Source organism: Pleurocapsa minor HA4230-MV1 (assembly GCA_019359095.1).
In the GTDB taxonomy this organism is placed as follows: Bacteria; Cyanobacteriota; Cyanobacteriia; order Cyanobacteriales; family Xenococcaceae; genus Waterburya; species Waterburya minor.
Map to the genome: position 1 here is coordinate 69,933 of JAHHHZ010000027.1, position 20,268 is coordinate 90,200.

The 20,268-nt window shown below is 41.0% G+C and carries 19 protein-coding genes; 12 read left to right on the plus strand and 7 right to left on the minus strand.

Features of this window, described 5'->3' with window-relative positions; all coding sequences use genetic code 11:
• Window positions 1-11: 11 nt before the first annotated feature.
• Window positions 12-539 (minus strand): lecithin retinol acyltransferase family protein, encoded by a 528-nt coding sequence (locus KME09_19095; GenBank protein ID MBW4536048.1) that lies wholly within the window; start codon window positions 537-539, stop codon window positions 12-14.
• A gap of 449 nt (window positions 540-988) precedes the next feature.
• Here KME09_19095 and KME09_19100 point away from each other — a divergent pair, with 449 nt between their 5' ends.
• Genes KME09_19100 through mtnB form a run of 3 tightly spaced genes read left to right on the plus strand, consistent with a single transcriptional unit; the run spans window position 989 to window position 3,277 of the window.
• Window positions 989-1,546: an acireductone dioxygenase gene (locus tag KME09_19100; protein MBW4536049.1), complete on the plus strand. Its 558-nt coding sequence runs from the start codon at window positions 989-991 to the stop codon at window positions 1,544-1,546.
• A gap of 25 nt (window positions 1,547-1,571) precedes the next feature.
• Window positions 1,572-2,648: a 2,3-diketo-5-methylthiopentyl-1-phosphate enolase gene (locus KME09_19105; protein MBW4536050.1), complete on the plus strand. Its 1,077-nt coding sequence runs from the start codon at window positions 1,572-1,574 to the stop codon at window positions 2,646-2,648.
• The gene (gene mtnB, locus KME09_19110) at window positions 2,648-3,277 is read left to right on the plus strand and encodes a methylthioribulose 1-phosphate dehydratase (GenBank protein ID MBW4536051.1); all 630 of its coding nucleotides are present in this window, start codon (window positions 2,648-2,650) and stop codon (window positions 3,275-3,277) included. The genes KME09_19105 and mtnB overlap by 1 nt, the downstream gene beginning before the upstream one ends.
• 307 nt (window positions 3,278-3,584) lie before the next feature.
• Here the strand turns inward: mtnB and KME09_19115 are convergent, their stop codons facing one another.
• Window positions 3,585-5,282, minus strand: coding sequence for a dynamin family protein (locus KME09_19115; protein ID MBW4536052.1), 1,698 nt, complete (start codon window positions 5,280-5,282; stop codon window positions 3,585-3,587).
• 150 nt (window positions 5,283-5,432) lie between these two features.
• Between KME09_19115 and csaB the strand changes: the two genes are divergently transcribed.
• The 7 genes from csaB (at window position 5,433) to KME09_19150 (ending at window position 11,410) form a co-directional block, all read left to right on the plus strand.
• Entirely contained in the window at window positions 5,433-6,482 is a 1,050-nt protein-coding gene (gene csaB / locus KME09_19120; GenBank protein MBW4536053.1) for a polysaccharide pyruvyl transferase CsaB, read from the plus strand.
• Between the two features lie 223 nt (window positions 6,483-6,705).
• Window positions 6,706-7,647 carry a hypothetical protein gene (locus KME09_19125; protein ID MBW4536054.1) on the plus strand — a complete coding sequence of 314 codons (942 nt, stop codon included), beginning with the start codon at window positions 6,706-6,708 and terminating at the stop codon, window positions 7,645-7,647.
• A 377-nt stretch (window positions 7,648-8,024) separates the two neighbouring features.
• Entirely contained in the window at window positions 8,025-8,990 is a 966-nt protein-coding gene (locus KME09_19130) for a LysR family transcriptional regulator (GenBank protein ID MBW4536055.1), read from the plus strand.
• Between the two features lie 15 nt (window positions 8,991-9,005).
• Window positions 9,006-10,055 (plus strand): anthranilate phosphoribosyltransferase family protein, encoded by a 1,050-nt coding sequence (locus KME09_19135; GenBank protein ID MBW4536056.1) that lies wholly within the window; start codon window positions 9,006-9,008, stop codon window positions 10,053-10,055.
• 28 nt (window positions 10,056-10,083) lie between these two features.
• Window positions 10,084-10,635 (plus strand): methylmalonic aciduria and homocystinuria type D protein, encoded by a 552-nt coding sequence (locus KME09_19140; GenBank protein MBW4536057.1) that lies wholly within the window; start codon window positions 10,084-10,086, stop codon window positions 10,633-10,635.
• Between the two features lie 203 nt (window positions 10,636-10,838).
• Entirely contained in the window at window positions 10,839-11,126 is a 288-nt protein-coding gene (locus KME09_19145) for an RNA-binding protein (GenBank protein ID MBW4536058.1), read from the plus strand.
• Window positions 11,127-11,227: 101 nt separating this feature from the next.
• The gene (locus KME09_19150) at window positions 11,228-11,410 is read left to right on the plus strand and encodes a hypothetical protein (protein MBW4536059.1); all 183 of its coding nucleotides are present in this window, start codon (window positions 11,228-11,230) and stop codon (window positions 11,408-11,410) included.
• 282 nt (window positions 11,411-11,692) lie between these two features.
• Here the strand turns inward: KME09_19150 and KME09_19155 are convergent, their stop codons facing one another.
• Both KME09_19155 and KME09_19160 read right to left on the minus strand, forming a co-directional pair.
• Complete coding sequence (locus KME09_19155) at window positions 11,693-12,622, minus strand: phosphorylase (GenBank protein MBW4536060.1); 930 nt, start codon at window positions 12,620-12,622, stop codon at window positions 11,693-11,695.
• Window positions 12,623-12,696: 74 nt separating this feature from the next.
• On the minus strand, window positions 12,697-13,641 hold the full coding sequence (locus KME09_19160; protein MBW4536061.1) for a bifunctional riboflavin kinase/FAD synthetase: 945 nt from the start codon (window positions 13,639-13,641) through the stop codon (window positions 12,697-12,699).
• A 124-nt stretch (window positions 13,642-13,765) separates the two neighbouring features.
• On the opposite strand from KME09_19160, the gene KME09_19165 reads away from it, so the two are divergent.
• Entirely contained in the window at window positions 13,766-14,977 is a 1,212-nt protein-coding gene (locus tag KME09_19165) for a hypothetical protein (protein ID MBW4536062.1), read from the plus strand.
• A 25-nt stretch (window positions 14,978-15,002) separates the two neighbouring features.
• Here the strand turns inward: KME09_19165 and KME09_19170 are convergent, their stop codons facing one another.
• The 3 genes from KME09_19170 to KME09_19180 form a co-directional block, all read right to left on the minus strand.
• A complete protein-coding gene (locus KME09_19170; protein MBW4536063.1) occupies window positions 15,003-15,818 on the minus strand; it encodes an SDR family oxidoreductase in 816 nt (271 codons plus the stop codon).
• A 296-nt stretch (window positions 15,819-16,114) separates the two neighbouring features.
• The gene (locus KME09_19175; protein MBW4536064.1) at window positions 16,115-18,055 is read right to left on the minus strand and encodes a glycoside hydrolase family 9 protein; all 1,941 of its coding nucleotides are present in this window, start codon (window positions 18,053-18,055) and stop codon (window positions 16,115-16,117) included.
• A gap of 88 nt (window positions 18,056-18,143) precedes the next feature.
• Window positions 18,144-18,512: a hypothetical protein gene (locus KME09_19180; GenBank protein ID MBW4536065.1), complete on the minus strand. Its 369-nt coding sequence runs from the start codon at window positions 18,510-18,512 to the stop codon at window positions 18,144-18,146.
• Window positions 18,513-18,672: 160 nt separating this feature from the next.
• On the opposite strand from KME09_19180, the gene lpdA reads away from it, so the two are divergent.
• Entirely contained in the window at window positions 18,673-20,106 is a 1,434-nt protein-coding gene (gene lpdA, locus KME09_19185; GenBank protein ID MBW4536066.1) for a dihydrolipoyl dehydrogenase, read from the plus strand.
• Window positions 20,107-20,268: the final 162 nt, after the last annotated feature.

Genomic DNA, 20,268 nt, shown 5'->3' on the forward strand with positions numbered 1-20,268 from the left:
TAGAGAGCGTTTTAATACTTTCTATCATCTGACTCTGAAAATATTTTGGCAATCCCAAATATTGCGCCTCCTACTGCAACTGCACCTACAGCTACAGCTGCAAGTGGTAATCCCACTGTAGTTGTAAAGCCTATAGTACCTAATATACCCGCAGCAGGAACAGTCGTTTCTACTAGTGCTAATCCAGCACCAGCAACAAAACCAGCATTACAAGCAGCACCAGCGTTTCGGACTTGCTGACTATCTGGTTCACCAGAAGTACAGCAGGTAGCAAAGTGTTCACAGTTATTAAAAAACAACCTGTAATTTGGTTCATGTAATCTTCTTTCTGCTCTTCTAACTATTGCATCAGGCGAATATTTATAAGAATAAGATTTAACATAAACTTGTTTTCCTTGAGCAAATTCTCTGTAGGAAGTTTTAGTAATTTTTCCTCCTTCTTGTTTTCCCCTGTAATGAATTACAGTTCCGTCTCCGCAATTAATACCATGATGAGTAATTAACCCTGCATGAACGTAAATATGATCGCCTTTAGTCATAATAGTAGTTAAGAATAAATTGTTAACTATTATTATGTTTTATGGTAGTGGTCAATGTAAATACAAAACAATAATTATTATATAAAATAGCAATACTTTTATGTAAAGTTATAGAAAATTTTTAAAATTAGATCTTACTATCTTCTCTAGGGTAAGCTCATCTCAATCACTCTTGACAGAAGGTATTGAGAACCGTCACCATGTAATCATTGTTCATTAGAGCTTGTTTTCGTTTTTGGCAAAGACTACGCTTAAAAGGATGATCGCAAGTGCTTAAGCAAATTCTCCGCGATTAAATTCCAGGCAGGTTCTGCACGGTTTTTGGAACTTGATATTTTTTAGCGATCGCTTTATCTTCTTCGTCTAAGTACAGGACAGGAAGAACGCAAAGTCAGATAATACGTAAAGATAAAAGTTAACAAGAATTCTATAGTTACAAACAGAACGTCATGGCAAGTTTAAAATTAGAAGATGGCACAATATTAACTCAACCTCGTGATATTGCGCGCGAGTTAGCGCCTTTAAATATTGAACTCCAGCATTGGTCGATGGGTGAAAATTCCCAACTGTTAGCCTTGTTGGCTCAACCTCAACTGAGGGAGTCTGAAAAAGCAGACATTTTGCAATATTTAGATCACTACTTCCATGAACTACAAGCTAAAGATTGCTATCAATCTCGAGATTTAATTGTTGTGCATCCAGAACTTCCTCAACTCGATCGGATGTTGGACAAGTTCGATCGCTGTCATACCCATGCCGACGATGAAGTACGTTATATCATTGATGGCGAAGGAATTTTTGGCTTCGTACGGCTTGACGCTTCCCAAATAGAACTGACTGTCACAGCCTCAGAGTATATTAACGTACCTGCTGGTACTGAACACTGGTTTTACCTATCTCCTAGTCGTAGGATCAAGGCAATACGATATTTTATCGATACGACGGGTTGGGTACCAGAATATACCAATACCCCGATTCGGTTTCGGCAGTCTGGTACGCTGGTATAGAGATCGAAACGCAGGTCTAAAAATCATGTTGATTGAAGTTGATTATCTGTTTCCGCCCGATGTAGATGCGGAAAAACAAGCCACTATTATTGCCGTTGGTCAAACTGCTGGTACTTGGAGTCAGCGTTATGCCGATCGAGCTGATTCTTTACGCTCCCACTTAGCCACAGTGGTGGATGTTAAAGAGCGATCGCTAGGTAAAGTTGCTACCATCCGTTTTCCTCTGAGTAATGTAGAGAACGACATCCCCAGCTTGCTGGTAATGATTTTTGGTAAATATTCCATGGCGGGGGTAGCTAAGGTAATCGATATTCGGCTACCGAGTGATTACGGGCAGCGTCCGAAATTTGGCATTACGGGTATTCGCCAACATCTAAAAGTTTTCGATCGCCCGCTAGTAATGGCTATCTTTAAACCAGCCTTGGGTTTGAGTGCCAGCGATCACGCTACCATTCTTCAAGAAGTTGCTGGTGCTGGCTTGGACTTAATCAAAGATGATGAAATCATGGGCAATTTGAACAGTGCGCCTACCCTCGAACGTTTGAAAGCTTGTCGAGTTGTCATCAATGATCTCAAACAGCAAACAGGGAAAGAACTACTCTATGCTGTTAATGTTACGGGTAGAGCCGATCGCCTGCTAGCCAATGCACGGGAATTAGTAAGGGCTGGTGCCAATGCCTTGTTGTTAAATGTATTAGCCTATGGCTACTCCGTGCTGGAAGCGTTGGCTGCCGATCCTGAAATTAACGTTCCCATCTTTGCCCATCCCGCTTTAGCTGGAGCAATGTGTGGCTCACCACATTATGGCTTAGCCTATTCCGTTGTTTTAGGAACGCTGATGGCTCATGCTGGTGCTGATGCCGTACTATATCCAGCCCACTATGGGAGTCTGCCCTTTGCAGCTACTGAAGAAGCGCGTATTCGCGATCTTCTGCGCAGCCGTAATTGTTTTCCAGTACCATCGGCGGGTATTAAACCCGAGATCGTACCGCAAGTACTAGCCGATTATGGTCAAGATGTTATTCTCAATGCAGGTACTGGTATTATGGATCATCCCCAGGGTTCTGCCGCTGGGGTGCAAGCTTTTCGCCAACAATTGTAATGAACGAATCAGACCCTCGTCCCTTTTTGATCGATGCCGCCCAGCAATTTTATCAACGACGATGGATGTACGGTACGGCGGGGAATTTATCCGCCAGATTGAACGATGGTAGTTTTTGGATTACAGCCAGTGGTCGTGCCAAAGGAAATTTAACCGAACGCGATTTTGTCCGTTTAGTCCCCAGTGAAAACGATTTGATTTTGGCTATAGAGCAACCACAGCCACCACCTTCCCCTTCGGCAGAAACCAGTATCCATCAGGCTATTTACCAGCTTTTCCCCGCCGTCCGCGCTTGCTTTCACGTTCATTCGATTGAAGCAAACTTAGTAGCCAACCAGGCAGTAGCGGGCGAACTGGCTTTACCACCCTTAGAAATGCTCAAAGGCTTTGGTCTGTGGCAAGAGCATCCCCAAGTCGCCATACCTGTTTTTACCAACCATTTAGAAGTACCCAAAATCGCCCAGGAGATTGTCGATCGCTTTTCTACTCTGCCACCGTCAGTCCCTGCCCTACTCATTGCCAATCATGGGGTCACAGTCTGGGGAGATTCGCTGCTGGAGACCTTTCAGCGACTAGAGATTGCTGAATACATTTTTTCTTACATGGTCTTACAGAAAAAAAACACTTAATACCATTTCTCTTTAAAGTTGCACTTAATATTTTGATTGTAAGTCTCGCGCAAAGACGTTTATCCCGCTTAGTTTGGGGCAAAGACGCAAAGGAGTCAGATCTGATTTAATGCATTGTCATAGAGAATTGGTATAAGCTCGCTACGCATAGATAGTCCCCGACGCGAAGGACGGACGCGTCAGCTGACGCGAAGCTAACCCTTTAGGGAATCCTTTAGGACAAGCCCCCAATCCCCCGACGCGAAGCTAGTCCTTTAGGGCAAGTCCCCAGGTCTTTGATTTGTAGCAAACATTTGTAGATTTCATCTTATAACTGTGCTGCCTCTTGCTCAATTTGCTTAAACTGATCTACTAACGGTATCACCTTCTGCTCTTCTTCCCCAACGTAACTATAGATATTGGCAAAGTTGCGTTCAATTTCTTCGTAGATAATATCTAACTTGGAATTCAACTTAGCAGATAGTTCGCTTTCAAAACGGGTTTTTTCCTGATCCAGTTTTTCTTCAAACTGTCTAATAATCTTGCGCTTTTTCAACACTAAAGTTCCGCCAGCAAACAATAAGCCCACTCCAGCAAAAGCAGTGCCGATAATGTCTAATAATACTATCTCTGTTAAAGCAGCGATCGCCGTACCCGCAACGGTAGCTGCACCACCACCCAAGAATCTAGGGGCAACACTGGCATTAACTGATTCAATCGAATGAAGAAAACTTTTATCGTCTAGTAAGGTAGCAACTTTTTGCTGCACATCTTCAACTATTTCTTGGCGACTTTCAATCGTGTTAACGGTGATGACATTCGTAGTTACGTGGTTGACTTTGATATCGTGCAAGTCATCTACTAGACTGTGGAGTAAATCTTTAATGCCCCCCACAAAATGTTTAATGCCATCCTGAGATATTTCACCCAGAGAAGTTTTAAGCTCATACTCGCAGCTTTGCTTCAGCTCATCCATCCAAGTTGGGGCAGATTTTTGAGTCCGAAAGAGTACGGCAAATGAACCCTTGACTAAAGTAAAGAGCGATAGCTGTTCGCGAAAATCTGCTTTGACTCTGGCGGTAATTGTATCGTACTTAGTCAGGAGTCGCTTAATCAAAGATTCTAGTTCAAAGCCTGACTGTCGTTTATTTTGCAGTAACTTAGTTTTAATCTTGCTCACAACCGCCTGATCTTTAATTAACTGCTGCTGCACCGTAACTAAGTCTTTTCTCAATAAGTCAATAATTTGCTCACTAGTTTTCTTGACTCCCTGAAGCTTTAATCTTTTAGTACTACCATCTTTAAGAGTTTGCTGAATATAATTTCTCACCTCTTGAAAACCACTAAGATCGGTTTCCCCGTTTATTTCCCACTCAACGGAAGTAGCAAACACGACAGGAGAGGGGATACCCTTTTGCACAGCTAATTCTACGAGCTTTTCTTTATTTTTGGCTAATTCTTCGGGTTTAGCTAAATCTGCCTGTTGCAAGACAAATACGACTTTTTTACGCCACTCTTTATTTACGTAGTTTAATAATTCCCAAGCGCTACGAGTATAAGGATTTTTGGCAAAAAAGACAAAGAAAATTAAATCACTATTAGGAATAAAATCTTTCGTAATCTCCTGATGATTTTCCACAATCGTATTTGTCCCAGGAGTATCCACTACGGATAAAGTTTTGAGGATTTCGTTAGGCAAGCCAATCTTGCGCAAATACTGATTTACGGGTTGCTCAAACTGTTCCTTACTATAAATAAGTTGTTGAATAACATCGGTGCAGGGATCGGCTGCGGTTTTACAAATATCTGCCTGCAACAAAGCATTGATAAAGCTACTTTTTCCCGCCTTAACCTCCCCCACCACGACAAACAAAAATGGCTCATTAATGTTGACTCGTAAATTACGAATAGTCCCCTGTAGCTGTTGATTATTAATTTCGGTGGCAAATACCTGTAGTTGTTTTAATAAACTGTCTAAACTCGATTGATATTGAACCAACGCCCGATCGACAAGAAGATTATCCATTGTAGGAAATTAACAAATAATTAAGTAATAAATTGTAAGAATATAAATCTAATATTTGGCTAAAAGCTAAAAGCTAAAAGCTAAAAGCTAAAAGCTAAGAGCTAAAAACAATGCTATCTTCAACTCAACATTACAAAGTTAACAAAACAAATGAGTCATACTAAAGCAGTATTGTGTGGATATTATGGCATGGGTAATGCGGGAGATGAAGCATTATTGGTGTCACTGCTACAAATGCTGCCCGCAGAGGTTGAGCCAATCGTCTTGTCTGGTAATCCGCAAGCTACGAAGAAAAGTTACGGTGTGGCAAGTTGCGATCGCAAATCTACTTTTGCTCTGTTAAAAGTTCTGCAACAGTCTGATGTTTTTATTTGGGGTGGTGGTAGTTTGATGCAGGATGCTACTAGTATTGCTAGCCCTATTTACTATGCAGGCTTGATGGCGCTGGCGCAACAAAGAGGTTTGACAACTATTGCCTGGGCGCAGGGAATTGGCCCTTTAAACAAATCTTTGACTCGCTGGTTAACTAAACAGGTTTTATTAGGATGTAATGTTATCAGCGTTCGCGATCAAGCCTCGGCAGAACTTCTAAGTAATTGGCAGATCAAACCCCTAATTGCCCCCGATCCTGTTTGGGCATTACGCAGCCAAACCCCTCCAGCATTACCCGATACCGATAAACCAATTGTGGCAGTGGTATTGCGATCGCATCCTTTATTAACCCCGAACCGTCTTCAGACTTTAATTCAAGCAATTCAAGACTTTCAGACTCAAAGTAACAGCTTCATCTTATTAATTCCTTTCCAACCAGCTCAAGATCTGGCGATCGCCGAACACGTTGCTGCTCAGTTACAACAAGATTATGCGATCGTGTCGATTCCTCATCCTCAACAATTAAAAGGATTATTTAAGGAAGTAAAAATGGCGATCGGGATGCGATTACACAGTTTAATTATGGCAGCCGCCGAAGGCTGTCGCTGTTTTGCCTTAAGCTACGATCCTAAAGTTACTCAACTGATGTCGGAACTCAACCTGCCAGGATACGAGCTAAGGGATCTCCCCAATCAGCCAGAAATAATTAGTGCTGCTTGGTTAGCACAATTAGAGCAGCATGGGAGCGGCTCTGAACAGATTCAATCGCTAGTAGATCGAGCTTTAATACATCAACAACTATTAAGAAAAACAATTATCAAAGATTAACAAACCTTGGCATTTTTTGACTCAAGGTTTAAGCTATATCTAATCAAATCTAAAGCAAAAGCAAAAGAGAAAACTATTATCTCATTTTATATTTATACTACATTTAAAGTCTTACCAAATTAAGCAATTAAATAATAAATTGATACAGACCAATTGCGAGAAAACACGCACATAATTTAGCTCTAATTGCTCTATTCTGAATCAGTAGAAAAGTACCAAAACTATGCACGAAGCCAACCAAAATACCAATTCATTCGATGCTGAACCAACTTTTTCTCCTCAAGGCGATCGCCTCAAACAAAATGAGGGAGAATCTGTGCGTGAATCAACCATAAAAGAGCCAGCAGAAAACAAGACTGATTCAGCAGCAAATGAATCATCAACGGGAATTATGGATTGGCAAAGAGTAGCTCATAAACTGCGGGAATACAACCGCAAGTTACTTAAAAAAGTGTTTCGTCTCGAACAAGAATTAGCCGAAATTGACAATAAGTTTAATAAATACGTTGAGAAGTCGCAAAATAGCGATGTACTATTAGCTCGTCAAGCGGAAGAATTAGAAAGCTATCAAGAAAAAGTCGCCCTACTGCTCAAGCAATTAGCAGGCTCTCAACAGCAAATAGAAAATCAAGAACTGCTCATTCAGCAAGTATCTCAACAACATGAATTTTCTCAACAGCAAACAGCCCAGCTAGAGAGAGAATGTACTCTTTTGCAGGAAAAATATAACCAGAAAGCTTTTGAATTAGCGACCAAAGAACAAGAAAGCGAAAGATTAAAAAGTGAACTCAGCCAACAACAAGACAGCGTGTTGCAACAAGAAGCCAAATTAAAAAAATATCAAGAGGCAGCATCACGTAAAGAAAAGGCTGTTAGTCGTAACCAAAACTATCCTCATAATCGCTTTATTCAGCCTTGGTCAACCTCAATTATTCCTGAGCCGAAGATTGCTCTACCCAAAAATAAGTCTCAATCTACTAAAGTTCAAAAGACTCTTGGCAACACAGCCGAGACAATCCAAACAGCAGCTAAGGTCGCTACCTGGTCAGCCACCACAGCTCGTAATAAAGCCGAGCAGACTCAAGTGGCCACCAAGCATAACCAAAGTAAAAAGCCTCAGTCTTTGGCAGCAGTCGATTTACCAACTTTTCCTCGTCCTCAGTAGCTAGCATCTTAGAGGATATCTGAAAAGTCTAATTGCTCCGTTTCCAGTGGGTAGATCCCCCTAAATCCCCCTTAACAAGGGGGACTTTGATTCCGATTCCCCCCTTGTTAAGGGGAGGCAGCGCGTTGCGGAGGTTTCCTCCGTTGTAGCGACTGCCGTGGGCTAGGGGGGATCTGCTAGGGTCTAAGCATAACAGAATTGAGTTCTCAGACATCCTCTAAGTAGAAATACTAATGAAATATTAATAAAGGCTAATAGAACAGATTTGGAATAAATTAATGTTGCGATTTATACCAAATATACCTCGCTCAATCAGCTATGTTCAATTATTAAGGCAAGTTGTTCATAAAGTCTAGCTGTTTGCCAAAAGAGAAATTATGCGAATCGAGCAGTTGCAAGCCTTTTTAGCAATTACGGAAACAGGGAGTTTTGGACAGGCAGCAAAAAAATGTGGCGTAACTCAATCTACTATTAGCCGTCAAATACAGTCGCTAGAACAAGATTTAGGATTAATGCTGTTTCACCGCAGCACTCAAGCAAAATTGACCCTGGGTGGGGAGAAACTTTTACCTCGCGCTCAAAGAATTTGTCAAGAATGGCAAAAAACTACTAAAGAATTTGCTGAACTTATGGCAGGAAGGCAACCTGAACTTTGTATTGCTGCCATTCATTCCGTTTGCGCTCATTATTTACCGCCGATTTTGCAGCAGTTTTGTCAAGACTATCCAGAAGTCCAGTTAAGAGTTACGGCATTGGGTAGCGATCGCGCCCTAAAAGTACTGCGGGATGGTTTAGTTGATGTGGCGATCGTCATGAACAACCGTTTTTTAACCAACTCAGCCGAAATAGAGCTAGCCGTATTATATGAAGAACAGATTGATGTTTTAATGGCCGCTGAGCATCCTTTGAGTAAGCAATCGCATATTTCACCTTTGGAGCTAGTTAAATATCCTCAAGTGGTCTTTAAAGACGGCTATGGTATGCAAAGATTGGTACAGGAATGGTTCGATCATCAAAATGTGCAGTTCAAAACGGCGATGGAGTTAAATACTTTAGATGCCTTTCGAGGAGTAATTCGCGCAGGAGAGATGATTGCTTTGTTGCCTCATAAAGCTCTGACTGACTCCTACAACGATCCAACTTTAGCGATCCGACCACTGCGATCGCCTGAATTAACCTCAGACAACAATGGATTTGAGTCGAATAGTATTCTGACTCGCCAGGTAGTAATGGTGACAACTAGCGATCGCCTCCTAATTCCTCCCATTGGTCATTTTTATAATTTAGTTCAAGATTTTAGTAAATCGTCAAAAATAGAAAAATCACGGTTAGTTAATAAGTAATTTTTGGTAGTATCCATGAGCAATGAGTTTCGAGAATTACTGAAAAGAGTCGGCAGCGGGACTCATACTAGCAAAAACTTAACCCGTGCCGAAGCAGCCACTGCTACAGAAATGATGCTGTTACAGACAGCCACCCCCGCTCAAATAGGCGCATTTATGATTGCCCATCGGATCAAGCGCCCAACACCAGAAGAATTAGCGGGTATTTTAGATACATTCGATCGATTAAGTCATAAGCTAGAAATTTTTCCTGCTCATCAATATCAGCCTGTGGTTTTAGGTACTCCCTATGATGGGCGATCGCGTACCGTTCCTGTAACCATAATTACGGCGCTAATTTTGGCTACGGCTAATGTCCCTGTAATATTGCATGGTGGCGACTGTCTGCCAACCAAATACGGCATTCCCCTAGTTGAAATTTGGCAGCAGTTGGGAGTAGATTTTTCCAGCTTAAATCTAGCTCAGGCGCAGAGTGTTTACAATCAAACTAATCTTGGTTTCAGCTATCTCCCGCAACATTTTCCTGCTGCTCGCAGCTTTGTTACTTTTCGCGAGCAAATTGGCAAACGTCCTCCTTTTGCCACCGCAGAACTAGTCTGGTGTCCGATTGCTGGGGAGGCTCATCTAGTAGCTGGATTTGTGCATCCCCCCACAGAAGAGCGTTTTCGAGAAACTTTTAAGCTTAGAGGAACTAAAAACTATACTTTAGTCAAAGGCTTAGAAGGTAGTTGCGATCTTTCTCAAAACCGCACGGGAATCATGGCCTTAAGTCAGCCAGAGGGAGATTTTGAACGTCTTTTGCTAGATCCCCATAAATATGGCTTGAGCGGTTCTGATCTGACATTTGAATCAAATGCTCAAGCGATCGCTTTAATTAAAGAAACTATTCAAGGTGAGAAGAATCAACTATTATCTGCCGCAATTTTAAATGGCGGTTTCTATCTGTGGCGTTTTAAAATTACGCCTACTTTGGAATCAGGCTTTGCTTTAGCGGAACAGATGTTGACCACCGCAAAAGTTGCCCACAAACTATCTGAGCTTCAATCAGTAAGCAATGAACAGTAATCAGTAATCAGTAATCAGTAATCAGTAAATGCGATCTCCACTTAGGCTAAATCTCCTCAATCCATCATCAGGAAAAGCAGTTGATGTCTGCGTAGCATCTCCCCACCAGTTTGCGATCGAACATCAACAACAGCTATTACCAGATTGGGAAACTCCTCTAAGCTATTTAATTTTAGTTTTACAACAATCAGCTATTTCTCTGCAAGAATCTACTGTCTTAGTTGCAGCAGAAAAGGAGCGACTACGAGCAGAATTTATATGTTTTGGCTGTAATGTAATTTTCACCTTACGCGATCGAGGATATAGCAGCGATTTATTCGATCCTCGTACTGGTTATCCCCTACTAGCTCCTCAAGACATGACCTGGGATGATAATGCAGCGGTCAAAGCTCTACTTAACTATCCTGTAGTAAACCATCAACAATGTTCTTTAATTACCCATCCCATTTGGGAGCATCATGTATATCCTTCGACCATTGCCACCACTGCACCTCAAGCTCTGCTCATCTCAAGTTTGAAACAAGCGATCGTCAGTCAAAATTGGCAGCTTCAAGAATTGCTAACTGACCAAATCATGTGAAATTATATTAAATTTTGTAAAAGATATTGCTTTTGTCAGATGTTCCTTTTTTAGAGCATAAAGTGTTAGGATTCATATTGAGATAAAGATCGGCAACCCAGTTGTATTCAGTATTGATAGGTTTTTCCATATAGTATTGATTTGGTTTTTTTCCGAAATTTAAACTCCCTACATCTAATGTGCATTCAGGAGACATTCAGTCCATGTCAATTTACGTTGGTAATCTCAACTATGAGGTTAGCCCAGAAGATTTAAGCGAAGTATTTTCAGAATACGGTAAAGTTAAACGAGTTCATCTTCCTACTGATCGTGAAACAGGTCGCAAACGCGGTTTCGGCTTTGTAGAAATGGAAACAGAAGCAGAAGAGGATAAAGCAATTGAGACTCTAGATGGAGCAGAATGGATGGGTCGCGAGATCAAAGTCAATAAGGCAAGACCTCGCGAAACCAGAAGTTCTTTCGGTGGTGGTGGTCGTCGAGATCGCTTCTAAACTGCAAAACTGAATCGAAATTGCGCTTCTGGGGGGCAACTAGATTATGATGCTAGAGACTCTCAGAAGCGTTTTATTGTGTAATGAGGAATCATACCTAAATGGCTAAACGTCGTAACGCGAAAAAAGAAAAAGCTGCTCGTAATAAGATCAATGCGCGCAAATTCCGTAAGCAAACTAGTCGCTACGGAAATAATCGTGGCAAAAGAAACTACAACGGTAACAGCGATAACAAAGAGACAGCAGACGCTAACAATGGCGACTCTGATTCTGGAGATAATTAGTCGGTTAAATCCGTCTCTATTTTTATTTCAGCTCTACTAATGAAGGTTAGATAACTTCTTGGTAGAGCTTTTTTTGGTCGTAGGGAGTAGAAAAGACCTATATATGAAATCTACAATTGTTTGCTACAAATCGAAGACTTGGGGACTTGGAAACTTGGGGACTTGCCCTAAAGGACTCCCTAAAGGGTACACCTTCGGACGATGCGAAGCGAGTGCTTTAGTATAAGCTTCGCGTCGGGGACTATCTATCTGTATCATTCTTATTTGTATTTCATCTAAATTTTAAGTTAAGGCAACTTCAGTGAGTAATTTCAGAGGAGTTAGCTCTTTAAGTAATTGTAGGGAAGATTGATCGCGGACAAACAAAGAGCCAGCAAAGCCAAGGGAATTAATCGGAATATTTTGGAAGGATTCACGCGATCGCGGTACGATCATCATCCATTCTCTAGTTGCTAAAAAGTTATATGCTCCAGGTTGTTGCTGAGTCTGGGGATCGATCTCAAACCCCACATGATTTAATAAAGCCTGATATCTTTGCAGCATAATTTCTGCTGCTACTGTGGGGGAATGATGGTTCGAGATATTTAAAGTCGCAATTCCATGACGAAAGGGAAAACTGTCTAATTGACCTAAAGAATTTTTAAATGTGATGTTGGCGATCGCCTCTTCTAAAGGTCGATGCATTACATTGGGGAGAAAAGGCAGGGGAATCAGCTGTAAATGCTTATGACTTTGGGACGCACCAGCGGTTTTGCCACCGTTGAAAAATGCCAGTCCATCTATTTCCTGTAGACAATGCCACAACGCAGTAAAATCCTGTAGATTAAGCAAATCTGTTTGGGATTCAAAATCGCGAGTCACAATCAGCAAATGATTATTGACCACATTAAACTTGTTCAGCAAGCAAAGATGAGAAGGAGAAAGATCGCCGACAAATAGATCGCTTTCATAAGGCAAAAAAGGATCTATTTTCTGACCAGTTTGATGTTCCTGTTGATGCTGTTTTTTACTTGCTTGTTCTTTGCGAGCTAAATTAGATAGAGTCCGAACTACAAAAGAGATATCTTGCTGCTGGATCAAATGATACTCAGTTTCAATAGACTTGAGCGCACCACATTGACGAGCAAGTTTCGTCTGCTCAGTAGTTTTTGACCATAAAGTACCAGGCTGTAGTAAAAATCTAGCTGTGGGTTGATTTACAGATTTTTCCATAGTTTGCCCTATTTATTTAGCGATCTTAATCTGTTATCTCAATAATTATGCCAAGAGTTAAGAAATTGATAATTTTAAGAGCTTTCTAACACTAATTGACAATCTTGTTTAATTTGCTGCTTCAATGCTTCTAATGAATCGAACTTTTGTTCTGGTCGAATAAACTGCATCAAGTTTACCTTAAGAGACTGACCATAGAGATCTCCCGACCAATTGAGCAGATGTACTTCAATAGTTGGAACTGCTCCTGCTACGGTAGGACGACAACCAATATTCATCACGCCTTTAATTGTGGTTTGCTCGGTTGTTTGCTCGAAAAAAACATCCACGGCATATACTCCAAAGCGCGGTAAGAACTTTTCGGGAGCTAACTGTAAATTTGCTGTAGGAAAGCCGATGGTACGACCTAGCTGTTGTCCTGTAACTACTTTTCCCCATAGACTATATGGTCTATCTAACATCAAGTTAGCAGTTTTCATGTCTCCTGCTGCTAATGCCTGACGAATCAAAGAGCTACTGACACGAACTTGTTGCTGATAGCGATCGCCATATTTATGTAATGAATTCAGCTGTACTTCAATGCCATAATCAGCAGCAATATTTTTCAGATCTGTTCCAGTGCCTTTTCTTTGATAGCCAAAACGAAAATCTACACCAACACTAATAAAAACAGCTTGTAGTTGTTTGACTATAATCTGTTCGACAAACTGTTCGGGAGTCAGGGATGCTAAACCGCGATCGAAGGGTAATAAGACTAATTGCTCAATACCTAGATCTGATAATAATTCTGCTTTTTGCGGAATGGGGGTTAATAGCTGTAATTTTCCTCCTGTAAAGAACTCGCGGGGGTGAGGAGTAAAACTAACTACAGTCGGATATATATGGGGTTGCTGCGTAGACTTAAACGAATTAATAATTGGTCGCAAGACAGCGCGATGTCCTTGATGAATACCATCAAAATTGCCAAGGGCGATCGCTGTAGGGGTTTTGATTTGTTCGATTGAGGATGTTATAAACACGCTTTACATTTTTACATATTTTTACATAATTTTATGGCTAGATGAATCATCAGGTGAATTGGGAATAGTAAATGTTGATTATTGAATGGGAACTATAGCATTAGATAGAGTTTTTAGTAATACTATGGTGAAGCTGCAACATATTTCTTGGGCAACAATTTTACTGATCTTAAGCCCAACTAACATTGATATTTCCTCTGCTTCAAATATTCCCCTCAAAGCCGAATCAACTGCGATCGCGATGGAAACATATCAATTGGCGCAACAACAGGAAGGCGATGATGAAATGGTTGATGCCTCGACAAAAACAGAATCGAAATATTTATTGCCTTCATCGATGGTACTTAGAATGCTTGCTATTGGCTTGCCAGCAACAATTTTGGTCTTTCTAATCGGTCAACCAATAGTAAAAGGAATATTTAAAAGTAATGAACCAGAAACATTGGATCGACCTTCCGTACCCGAAGGCTCGATAAATCTGCACTCTCACTCTTTTAAAGAAATTACTCTTATTGGTAACAAGGTAGAGAAAATTAAGAATGACAAGTTTGCTAGCAAAGAGTTTTTACTTTTGCTCAGAATCAAGATCAATATGGCTAAAGAAGCAGAGGGTTATCAGGGTTTAGGTAGCTGTGTCGATCTAGTTCAGGCAGGGATCATTGCGCAAAAAAGTTTTTTGCGTTTAGAACAGACTGAGTTACGCTACCGTAGCCGTAAACAACAAGATTTTTATCGCTACGTTGCCGAAAATCTTGAAGGTGAAATTGACAAGGAAGCTTTTGCTCAAAACATCAAACAGAAGAAAACGGAAATCTTACCTTCGATCGCCACCGAAGAAGGAAGAGATGCCATCGATGCTTATACTAAAGAACTGAATATTCTCAGTCAATATAAACTAGGTTTAAAGCTACTATCTTTGTTCAAGCAGTATGAATTAAAGGATTTTTCCATTCTTAAAAAAATTGCCGACATAGTTGAAGCTTTTGGAAACAAAGATTTAGTCAAGAGTGATGATTTAATCTCTCCCGTATTAGAAAACTACGAAAGCTTTGAAAAACTCGGCCCAATTATCGGCATGTCTCCAGCGGAAAGTACGCCTCAAGCCTATGCCAGAATCTTACAGGTAATTGGTTTAACCAATCGTCACGGCAAAGCATATCTCGAATTTGAACAGCTAGTTCAACTCCTGAAAAAATGGGAACAACCCTATAAGGCGATCGCTTTAGTACGGAAAGAATACACGGAAGATAAATACAGTATTCCTGCTGAGTTTAAGCAAGATATTCCAGGCTGGAACACCTATCAAAAATATGCTGAGTATCTCCCCGATTTGTAATTGCCACTCACATTATCCAGATCATCTAAATTAGATTAGATTTCGTAGTTAGCTGTAATATTCCTTGAGTGACACTGGGAAACAATCGATGCAAGAAAGAGGGGACTTTTGCCGAACCAACTATTACTTCGGCTTGAGGATGTTTAACTGCATCCCAAATAGCTTGAGCAACATCTTCTGGTTTACTAGCTAAAGGACTAGTGAGCATCTTTTCCATTGCTTGACGACGCTTTTGTTCTGCTTGAGGATCGCGATCTCTAAAAACTGCACGTTCTAGAAAATCGCTATTAGTGACGCTAGGATGTATCCCCGAAACATGGATACCTTGAGGTTGCAATTCTAAACGCAAAGTTTCGGTTAAACCCGTAATAGCATATTTGCTAGTACAGTAGGCGGTCATATTGGGTAAGGGAACTTTGCCCCCAAAAGAGCCGACGTTAATTATATTGCCCTGCTTTCTAGTTATGAAATGGGGTAACAATGCTTTGATGGTGTAAATATATCCCCAGAGGTTGACGTTAATAATTTTTTCCCAATCTTCAATACTAGTCTCGGCCATCGGCGCATTCATGCATATCCCAGCGTTATTAATCAAAACATCGATCGCCGAAAATTGTTTGATGCCCAAATTGACTAATTCTGCTACCGCAGAGCGATCGCTTACATCTGTGGTAACAGCTAATACTTGTCTGCCATAACTTTTTATTTGTTCGGCAGTAGAATCCAATTTATCTTTAGTTCGGGCGGTAATAATTAGATCGTAGCCATTTTTGGCAAACAATAAAGCGGTAGCTTTGCCAATCCCTTGAGATGCACCAGTAATTAAAGCAGTAGAAGACATATTTTCAGAGCGTTTTTAGAGCGAAACTAGATAATAAAGCACAAGTCAAAAGCAACTGTGTACTTCCTAAATCTTAGGAATGATCGACTGCTATCTGCATCAATAGAAAGACATATAGCCGTACAAAGTTAAATTAGGACATTAGCTAGGAGGGAAGTCAATACTTCTGGTTTAAGCTTTGTTATTGATTAGTTAAGTAGTAGGTAGTAGGTAGCGTTACTCGTTACTCGTTACTTTTCTAGCCTCATAGATTAATCCGCATTTGTTAAACGAGAAGTATTGGGAGCGAAGTAAGGTTACAGTTGTGATTCCCAGAGTAGTTCGTCGCGATCGAACAAAGAAATCTTGGTAATTTGCATCGGCTTAGTAAATATGCCGCTCAAGCTACCAAACCAACCGCCATTGTTACCTGATTCATGGGTGAGTTTAACCATAATTTGCTTTTTGTAGTCTTCTTCTCCCCCTGGATAAATCACTGTGCCTTCACAGCTTACTTGAGTCGAGAAAGTACCATCTTCTAGCTTGACTGGTTGAGCTACAGAATTAACAGGACAGTTTGGGGATAGTGCAGATACAGATATATTTCCTGGCTGTTGAGACTTGGCTTGGTAAAATATCCGTAAGACAGGATTTTCAATCCCTCTAGCAGGAGCATGGGACTGATTGACAATCGAAAGAGTTAATTCAGTGGCTGATTCAATTTCTTTAATTTGAGATTCAACATAAATTTCTGGTTGATTTACTGCGGGAAAAGTTATTTCTGCTAGCGGTTCTTGGCCAAATTCAGCATACATCTTAGCTAAAGCCCCTGTAAAAGCTGCATTGTACCCTACACCTACTTCATTCATAACCCAATCAGTGCGATCGTCTGACCAGTTATCTTGCTCATCTGGGCCACCTACCAAAGCACCCATCAAGAGGTTACGAGTTTCTACTGGGTCAGACATATTGTTGAGCCAGCTTCCATGAGCAGTGCGATGGTGAGGGTTTTGAGGCGAATTTTTACCATAGCCGATTTGGTAGCTGCGTTGGGCAGGATTTTGACCGAGTATATAGTCAATTTGACTAACGCCAAAATCAAAATAACGCTGTGCTTGCTCGATTTGCCCTTGGGATTTGAGCCAATCACTATAAATAAAACCGACAAAACTAGTATTGGCACTTAAAACCAGAGAAGCCCATTTAACTAAGAAAGCTAAACCACCTGGAGTATAGGTGATTTTCTCGCCCTGATAGCCGACAGTCCAAAAATCCAACCAAGCTTCAGCTCGTTGCCGATATTCTTCCTTGCCTGTTAATTGAGCGAGTAAAACATAAGTCCCATAAGATTTATCATCAAACTGATAAGTATAGTTATAGGGTTTGCTCATCTGGACATACTCAGACTCCGCCTTAGCTAAATATTCTGAATCCACACCTTGAGCTTGTTTGGCTTTATATAACCAAATTGCCCCCCAAACTAACTCATCTTGATAGCCATTGTTAGAGGTATAAAAAGGATTAGCCTCTTTAAGACAATCAGAATATTTACCCCGATAGGTATTAGCAAAATCGAATAGTCGTTCGGCTTTTTGCACTAGTAGATTAGCATATTCCGTCTCACCATTATTACGAAAGAAAATAGAGCTAGAAGCTAGAGCAGCAGAAGTTTCCGCCGCTAAATCCGTCCCAGGACAAGTGGTATCAATTTTGTAGGCTGGGCGCTCCATTTCGTAATGCACCACCTCTAATGGCCCCCACCAGTTGTGATCTAGCTCACCATTACCCACCTGTCCATAAAGAACATATGACCCAGGATTATCATTAGCAAAAGAACTGAGTAAATAATCCGTAGCCCATTTAATATTCTGCGATAAATGCTCTAGCTGACCAGATGCTTGATAAGCAGAGTAATATTCAATGCCACCCCAAGCTAAATTAACCACCGCAAACGCCAAAGGAAAATTAAACTTGACGTTATCCCCTGCATCAACCCAACCGCCAGTGAGATCTAAGCCAACATCCTCCCCATCTTTGGGAGTAGAATCTCCCCGCCAGGGAAAACGATTCCACTCTGGTAGTTTGCCCGTCTGTTGTGCTTCATAAAATAAAATCGATTTTTGTAGTGCTTCGCCATAGTTTATGCTCTCTGAGCTGACGCTCGGTAACGAGGTCAAAGCAACCAAGACAAACGCCATCACTCCCGCTAATATTTGCTTGAATTTGGGTTTTTTGCTCAAGTTGAAGTTTAAATACATCAGTAAATATATAAAAATGTTCTAATTTACTAGGCTAACGTGCAATATGTCATATAGCCGATAAACTACCAAATTTTCATATTTGAAGCTAGAAAATTTTAACTTTGTTTGAAGATAATTCTTCTTGCAAAAAAAGATGGCGATATTTAGCAGTTGTGGCGATCGCTAGTAGCTTAATATTTTGAATGTTGCTTAAATAATTAGTAGCAAACTCTCTTGCCAGATTTAGATCGAGAAAAACTCCATTCCAACCATATCTATTTTGTTCAAACCATTTATCTGCTTGACCTTGCAGTAACTTAAATTCTTCAATAGTTAGTTTTAATTTTCTGCGGTATCGCTCTGGCTCTTTATCTCCAATGTCATTGATCCAGGTCAAAATAGATAAATCGGGATGGTGAGAACAAATACAAGTACTGAGACTATAAAATTTTTGAGGTATGAGAGAGTTGTTCATCCAACTTTTGCAGGGTGAACTCTCAACCAGATAATAACCGCCTAAAAAATATGTTTCTGTCCTAGACTACTTTTGTTCTTCGAGGTGTTGATTCTATCCTCTATTTAATCGCAGATAAACTTTACAATAAGAAATTGCAGCCATTATCGAAGAAATAGCTATGAGTGAGTTTGATTACGATTTAATTATTATTGGCGCGGGGGTTGGTGGTCACGGTGCAGCACTACACGCGGTTAAAAGCGGTTTAAAAACAGCAATTATTGAGGCGGGTGACATGGGTGGTACTTGTGTCAACCGTGGCTGTATTCCTTCTAAAGCCTTACTGGCTGCTTCTGGTAGAGTTAGAGAATTGGGCGATCGCCATCACCTCCAAGATCTGGGAATTCAACTGGGAGATGTGCAGTTTGAACGTCAGGCGATCGCCGATCATGCTACCAATTTGGTTAATAAGATTCAAGGGGATTTAACTAACAGTCTCAAGCGTCTCAAGGTGGATATCATTCGTGGCTGGGGGGAGCTGGCAGGAACCCAAAAGGTTAAAGTATCAAGTGATGCTGGGGATCAAACCTATACAGCGAAAGAAATTATGCTTTGCCCTGGATCTATCCCTTTTGTCCCTAAAGGTGTCGAAATTGATGGTCAAACTGTTTTTACCAGCGATAATGCAGTCAAATTAGAGTCCCTTCCTAACTGGATTGCGATTATTGGTAGTGGCTATATTGGCTTGGAATTTTCTGATGTATATACAGCTTTGGGTTGCGAAGTAACCATGATTGAAGCCCTGGACACTTTAATGCCTGGTTTCGATCCTGATATTGCCAAAATTGCCAAAAAAGTGCTTCTCGATCAGCGAGATATTGAAACCTACAAGGGTGTCTTTGCCACTAAAATTACGCCTGGTACACCTGTCCAGATTGAATTAACCGATGCCAAAACTAAAGAGGTAGTAGAAGTCTTAGAAGTAGATGCTTGTTTAGTCGCTACTGGACGTATTCCCGCCACTAAAAAACTCGGTCTAGAAACTTTAGCTGTTGAAATCGATCGACGAGGCTTTATACCCGTCAACGATAAAATGCAGGTATTACGTGACGGCAAACCTGTACCTCATCTTTGGGCGGTAGGAGATGCTACGGGTAAAATGATGCTGGCTCATGCTGCTTCAGGACAAGGAGTAATTGCGATCGAAAATATGTGTGGCGCAGACAAGGAAATAGACTATCGTTGTATTCCCGCTGCTGCCTTTACTCATCCTGAAATTAGCTATGTGGGCTTAACCGAAGCACAAGCTAAGGAAGAAGGCGAAAAATCAGGCTGGCAAGTAGCTACAGTCAAGTCTTTCTATAAAGGTAACTCCAAAGCTCTAGCCGAAGGCGAAACTGAAGGTGTGGCTAAAATTATTTATCGTCAGGATACAGGAGAATTACTAGGAGTACATATCATTGGTATCCATGCTTCCGACTTAATTCAGGAAGCAGCAAATGCGATCGCCCAGCGAGAATCTGTGCAAAATCTCTCTTTTAATATTCATACTCATCCCACCCTCTCGGAGGTACTCGATGAAGCCTATAAACGCGCTCAAGTAGTTGGTGTTTAGGCTAGTTGTTGGGGTATGCTCTTTAGCATTCCCTACCCTCACAAAGCTTATACCATTTGCGCAGCTTATGCTAAAGTACTAGCTACGCGTCGTCCTTTAGGACAATGGTATATCCGAAGGTGTATCCTTTAGGACTTCCTACTTCCTACTTCCTATTTCCTA

Bases quoted from the DNA above. Each gene is read 5' to 3' on its own strand.
- KME09_19150 (MBW4536059.1), top strand. From the start codon at position 11,228: ATGGCTAAACGTCGTAACGCGAAAAAAGAAAAAGCTGCTCGTAATAAG.
- KME09_19125 (MBW4536054.1), top strand. From the start codon at position 6,706: ATGCACGAAGCCAACCAAAATACCAATTCATTCGATGCTGAACCAACT.
- mtnB (MBW4536051.1), top strand. From the start codon at position 2,648: ATGAACGAATCAGACCCTCGTCCCTTTTTGATCGATGCCGCCCAGCAA.
- KME09_19105 (MBW4536050.1), top strand. From the start codon at position 1,572: ATGTTGATTGAAGTTGATTATCTGTTTCCGCCCGATGTAGATGCGGAA.
- KME09_19100 (MBW4536049.1), top strand. From the start codon at position 989: ATGGCAAGTTTAAAATTAGAAGATGGCACAATATTAACTCAACCTCGT.
- KME09_19180 (MBW4536065.1), bottom strand. From the start codon at position 18,512: ATGAACAACTCTCTCATACCTCAAAAATTTTATAGTCTCAGTACTTGT.
- lpdA (MBW4536066.1), top strand. From the start codon at position 18,673: ATGAGTGAGTTTGATTACGATTTAATTATTATTGGCGCGGGGGTTGGT.
- KME09_19145 (MBW4536058.1), top strand. From the start codon at position 10,839: ATGTCAATTTACGTTGGTAATCTCAACTATGAGGTTAGCCCAGAAGAT.
- KME09_19095 (MBW4536048.1), bottom strand. From the start codon at position 539: ATGACTAAAGGCGATCATATTTACGTTCATGCAGGGTTAATTACTCAT.
- KME09_19165 (MBW4536062.1), top strand. From the start codon at position 13,766: ATGGTGAAGCTGCAACATATTTCTTGGGCAACAATTTTACTGATCTTA.
- KME09_19155 (MBW4536060.1), bottom strand. From the start codon at position 12,622: ATGGAAAAATCTGTAAATCAACCCACAGCTAGATTTTTACTACAGCCT.
- KME09_19135 (MBW4536056.1), top strand. From the start codon at position 9,006: ATGAGCAATGAGTTTCGAGAATTACTGAAAAGAGTCGGCAGCGGGACT.
- KME09_19170 (MBW4536063.1), bottom strand. From the start codon at position 15,818: ATGTCTTCTACTGCTTTAATTACTGGTGCATCTCAAGGGATTGGCAAA.
- KME09_19130 (MBW4536055.1), top strand. From the start codon at position 8,025: ATGCGAATCGAGCAGTTGCAAGCCTTTTTAGCAATTACGGAAACAGGG.
- KME09_19140 (MBW4536057.1), top strand. From the start codon at position 10,084: ATGCGATCTCCACTTAGGCTAAATCTCCTCAATCCATCATCAGGAAAA.
- KME09_19175 (MBW4536064.1), bottom strand. From the start codon at position 18,055: ATGTATTTAAACTTCAACTTGAGCAAAAAACCCAAATTCAAGCAAATA.
- csaB (MBW4536053.1), top strand. From the start codon at position 5,433: ATGAGTCATACTAAAGCAGTATTGTGTGGATATTATGGCATGGGTAAT.
- KME09_19115 (MBW4536052.1), bottom strand. From the start codon at position 5,282: ATGGATAATCTTCTTGTCGATCGGGCGTTGGTTCAATATCAATCGAGT.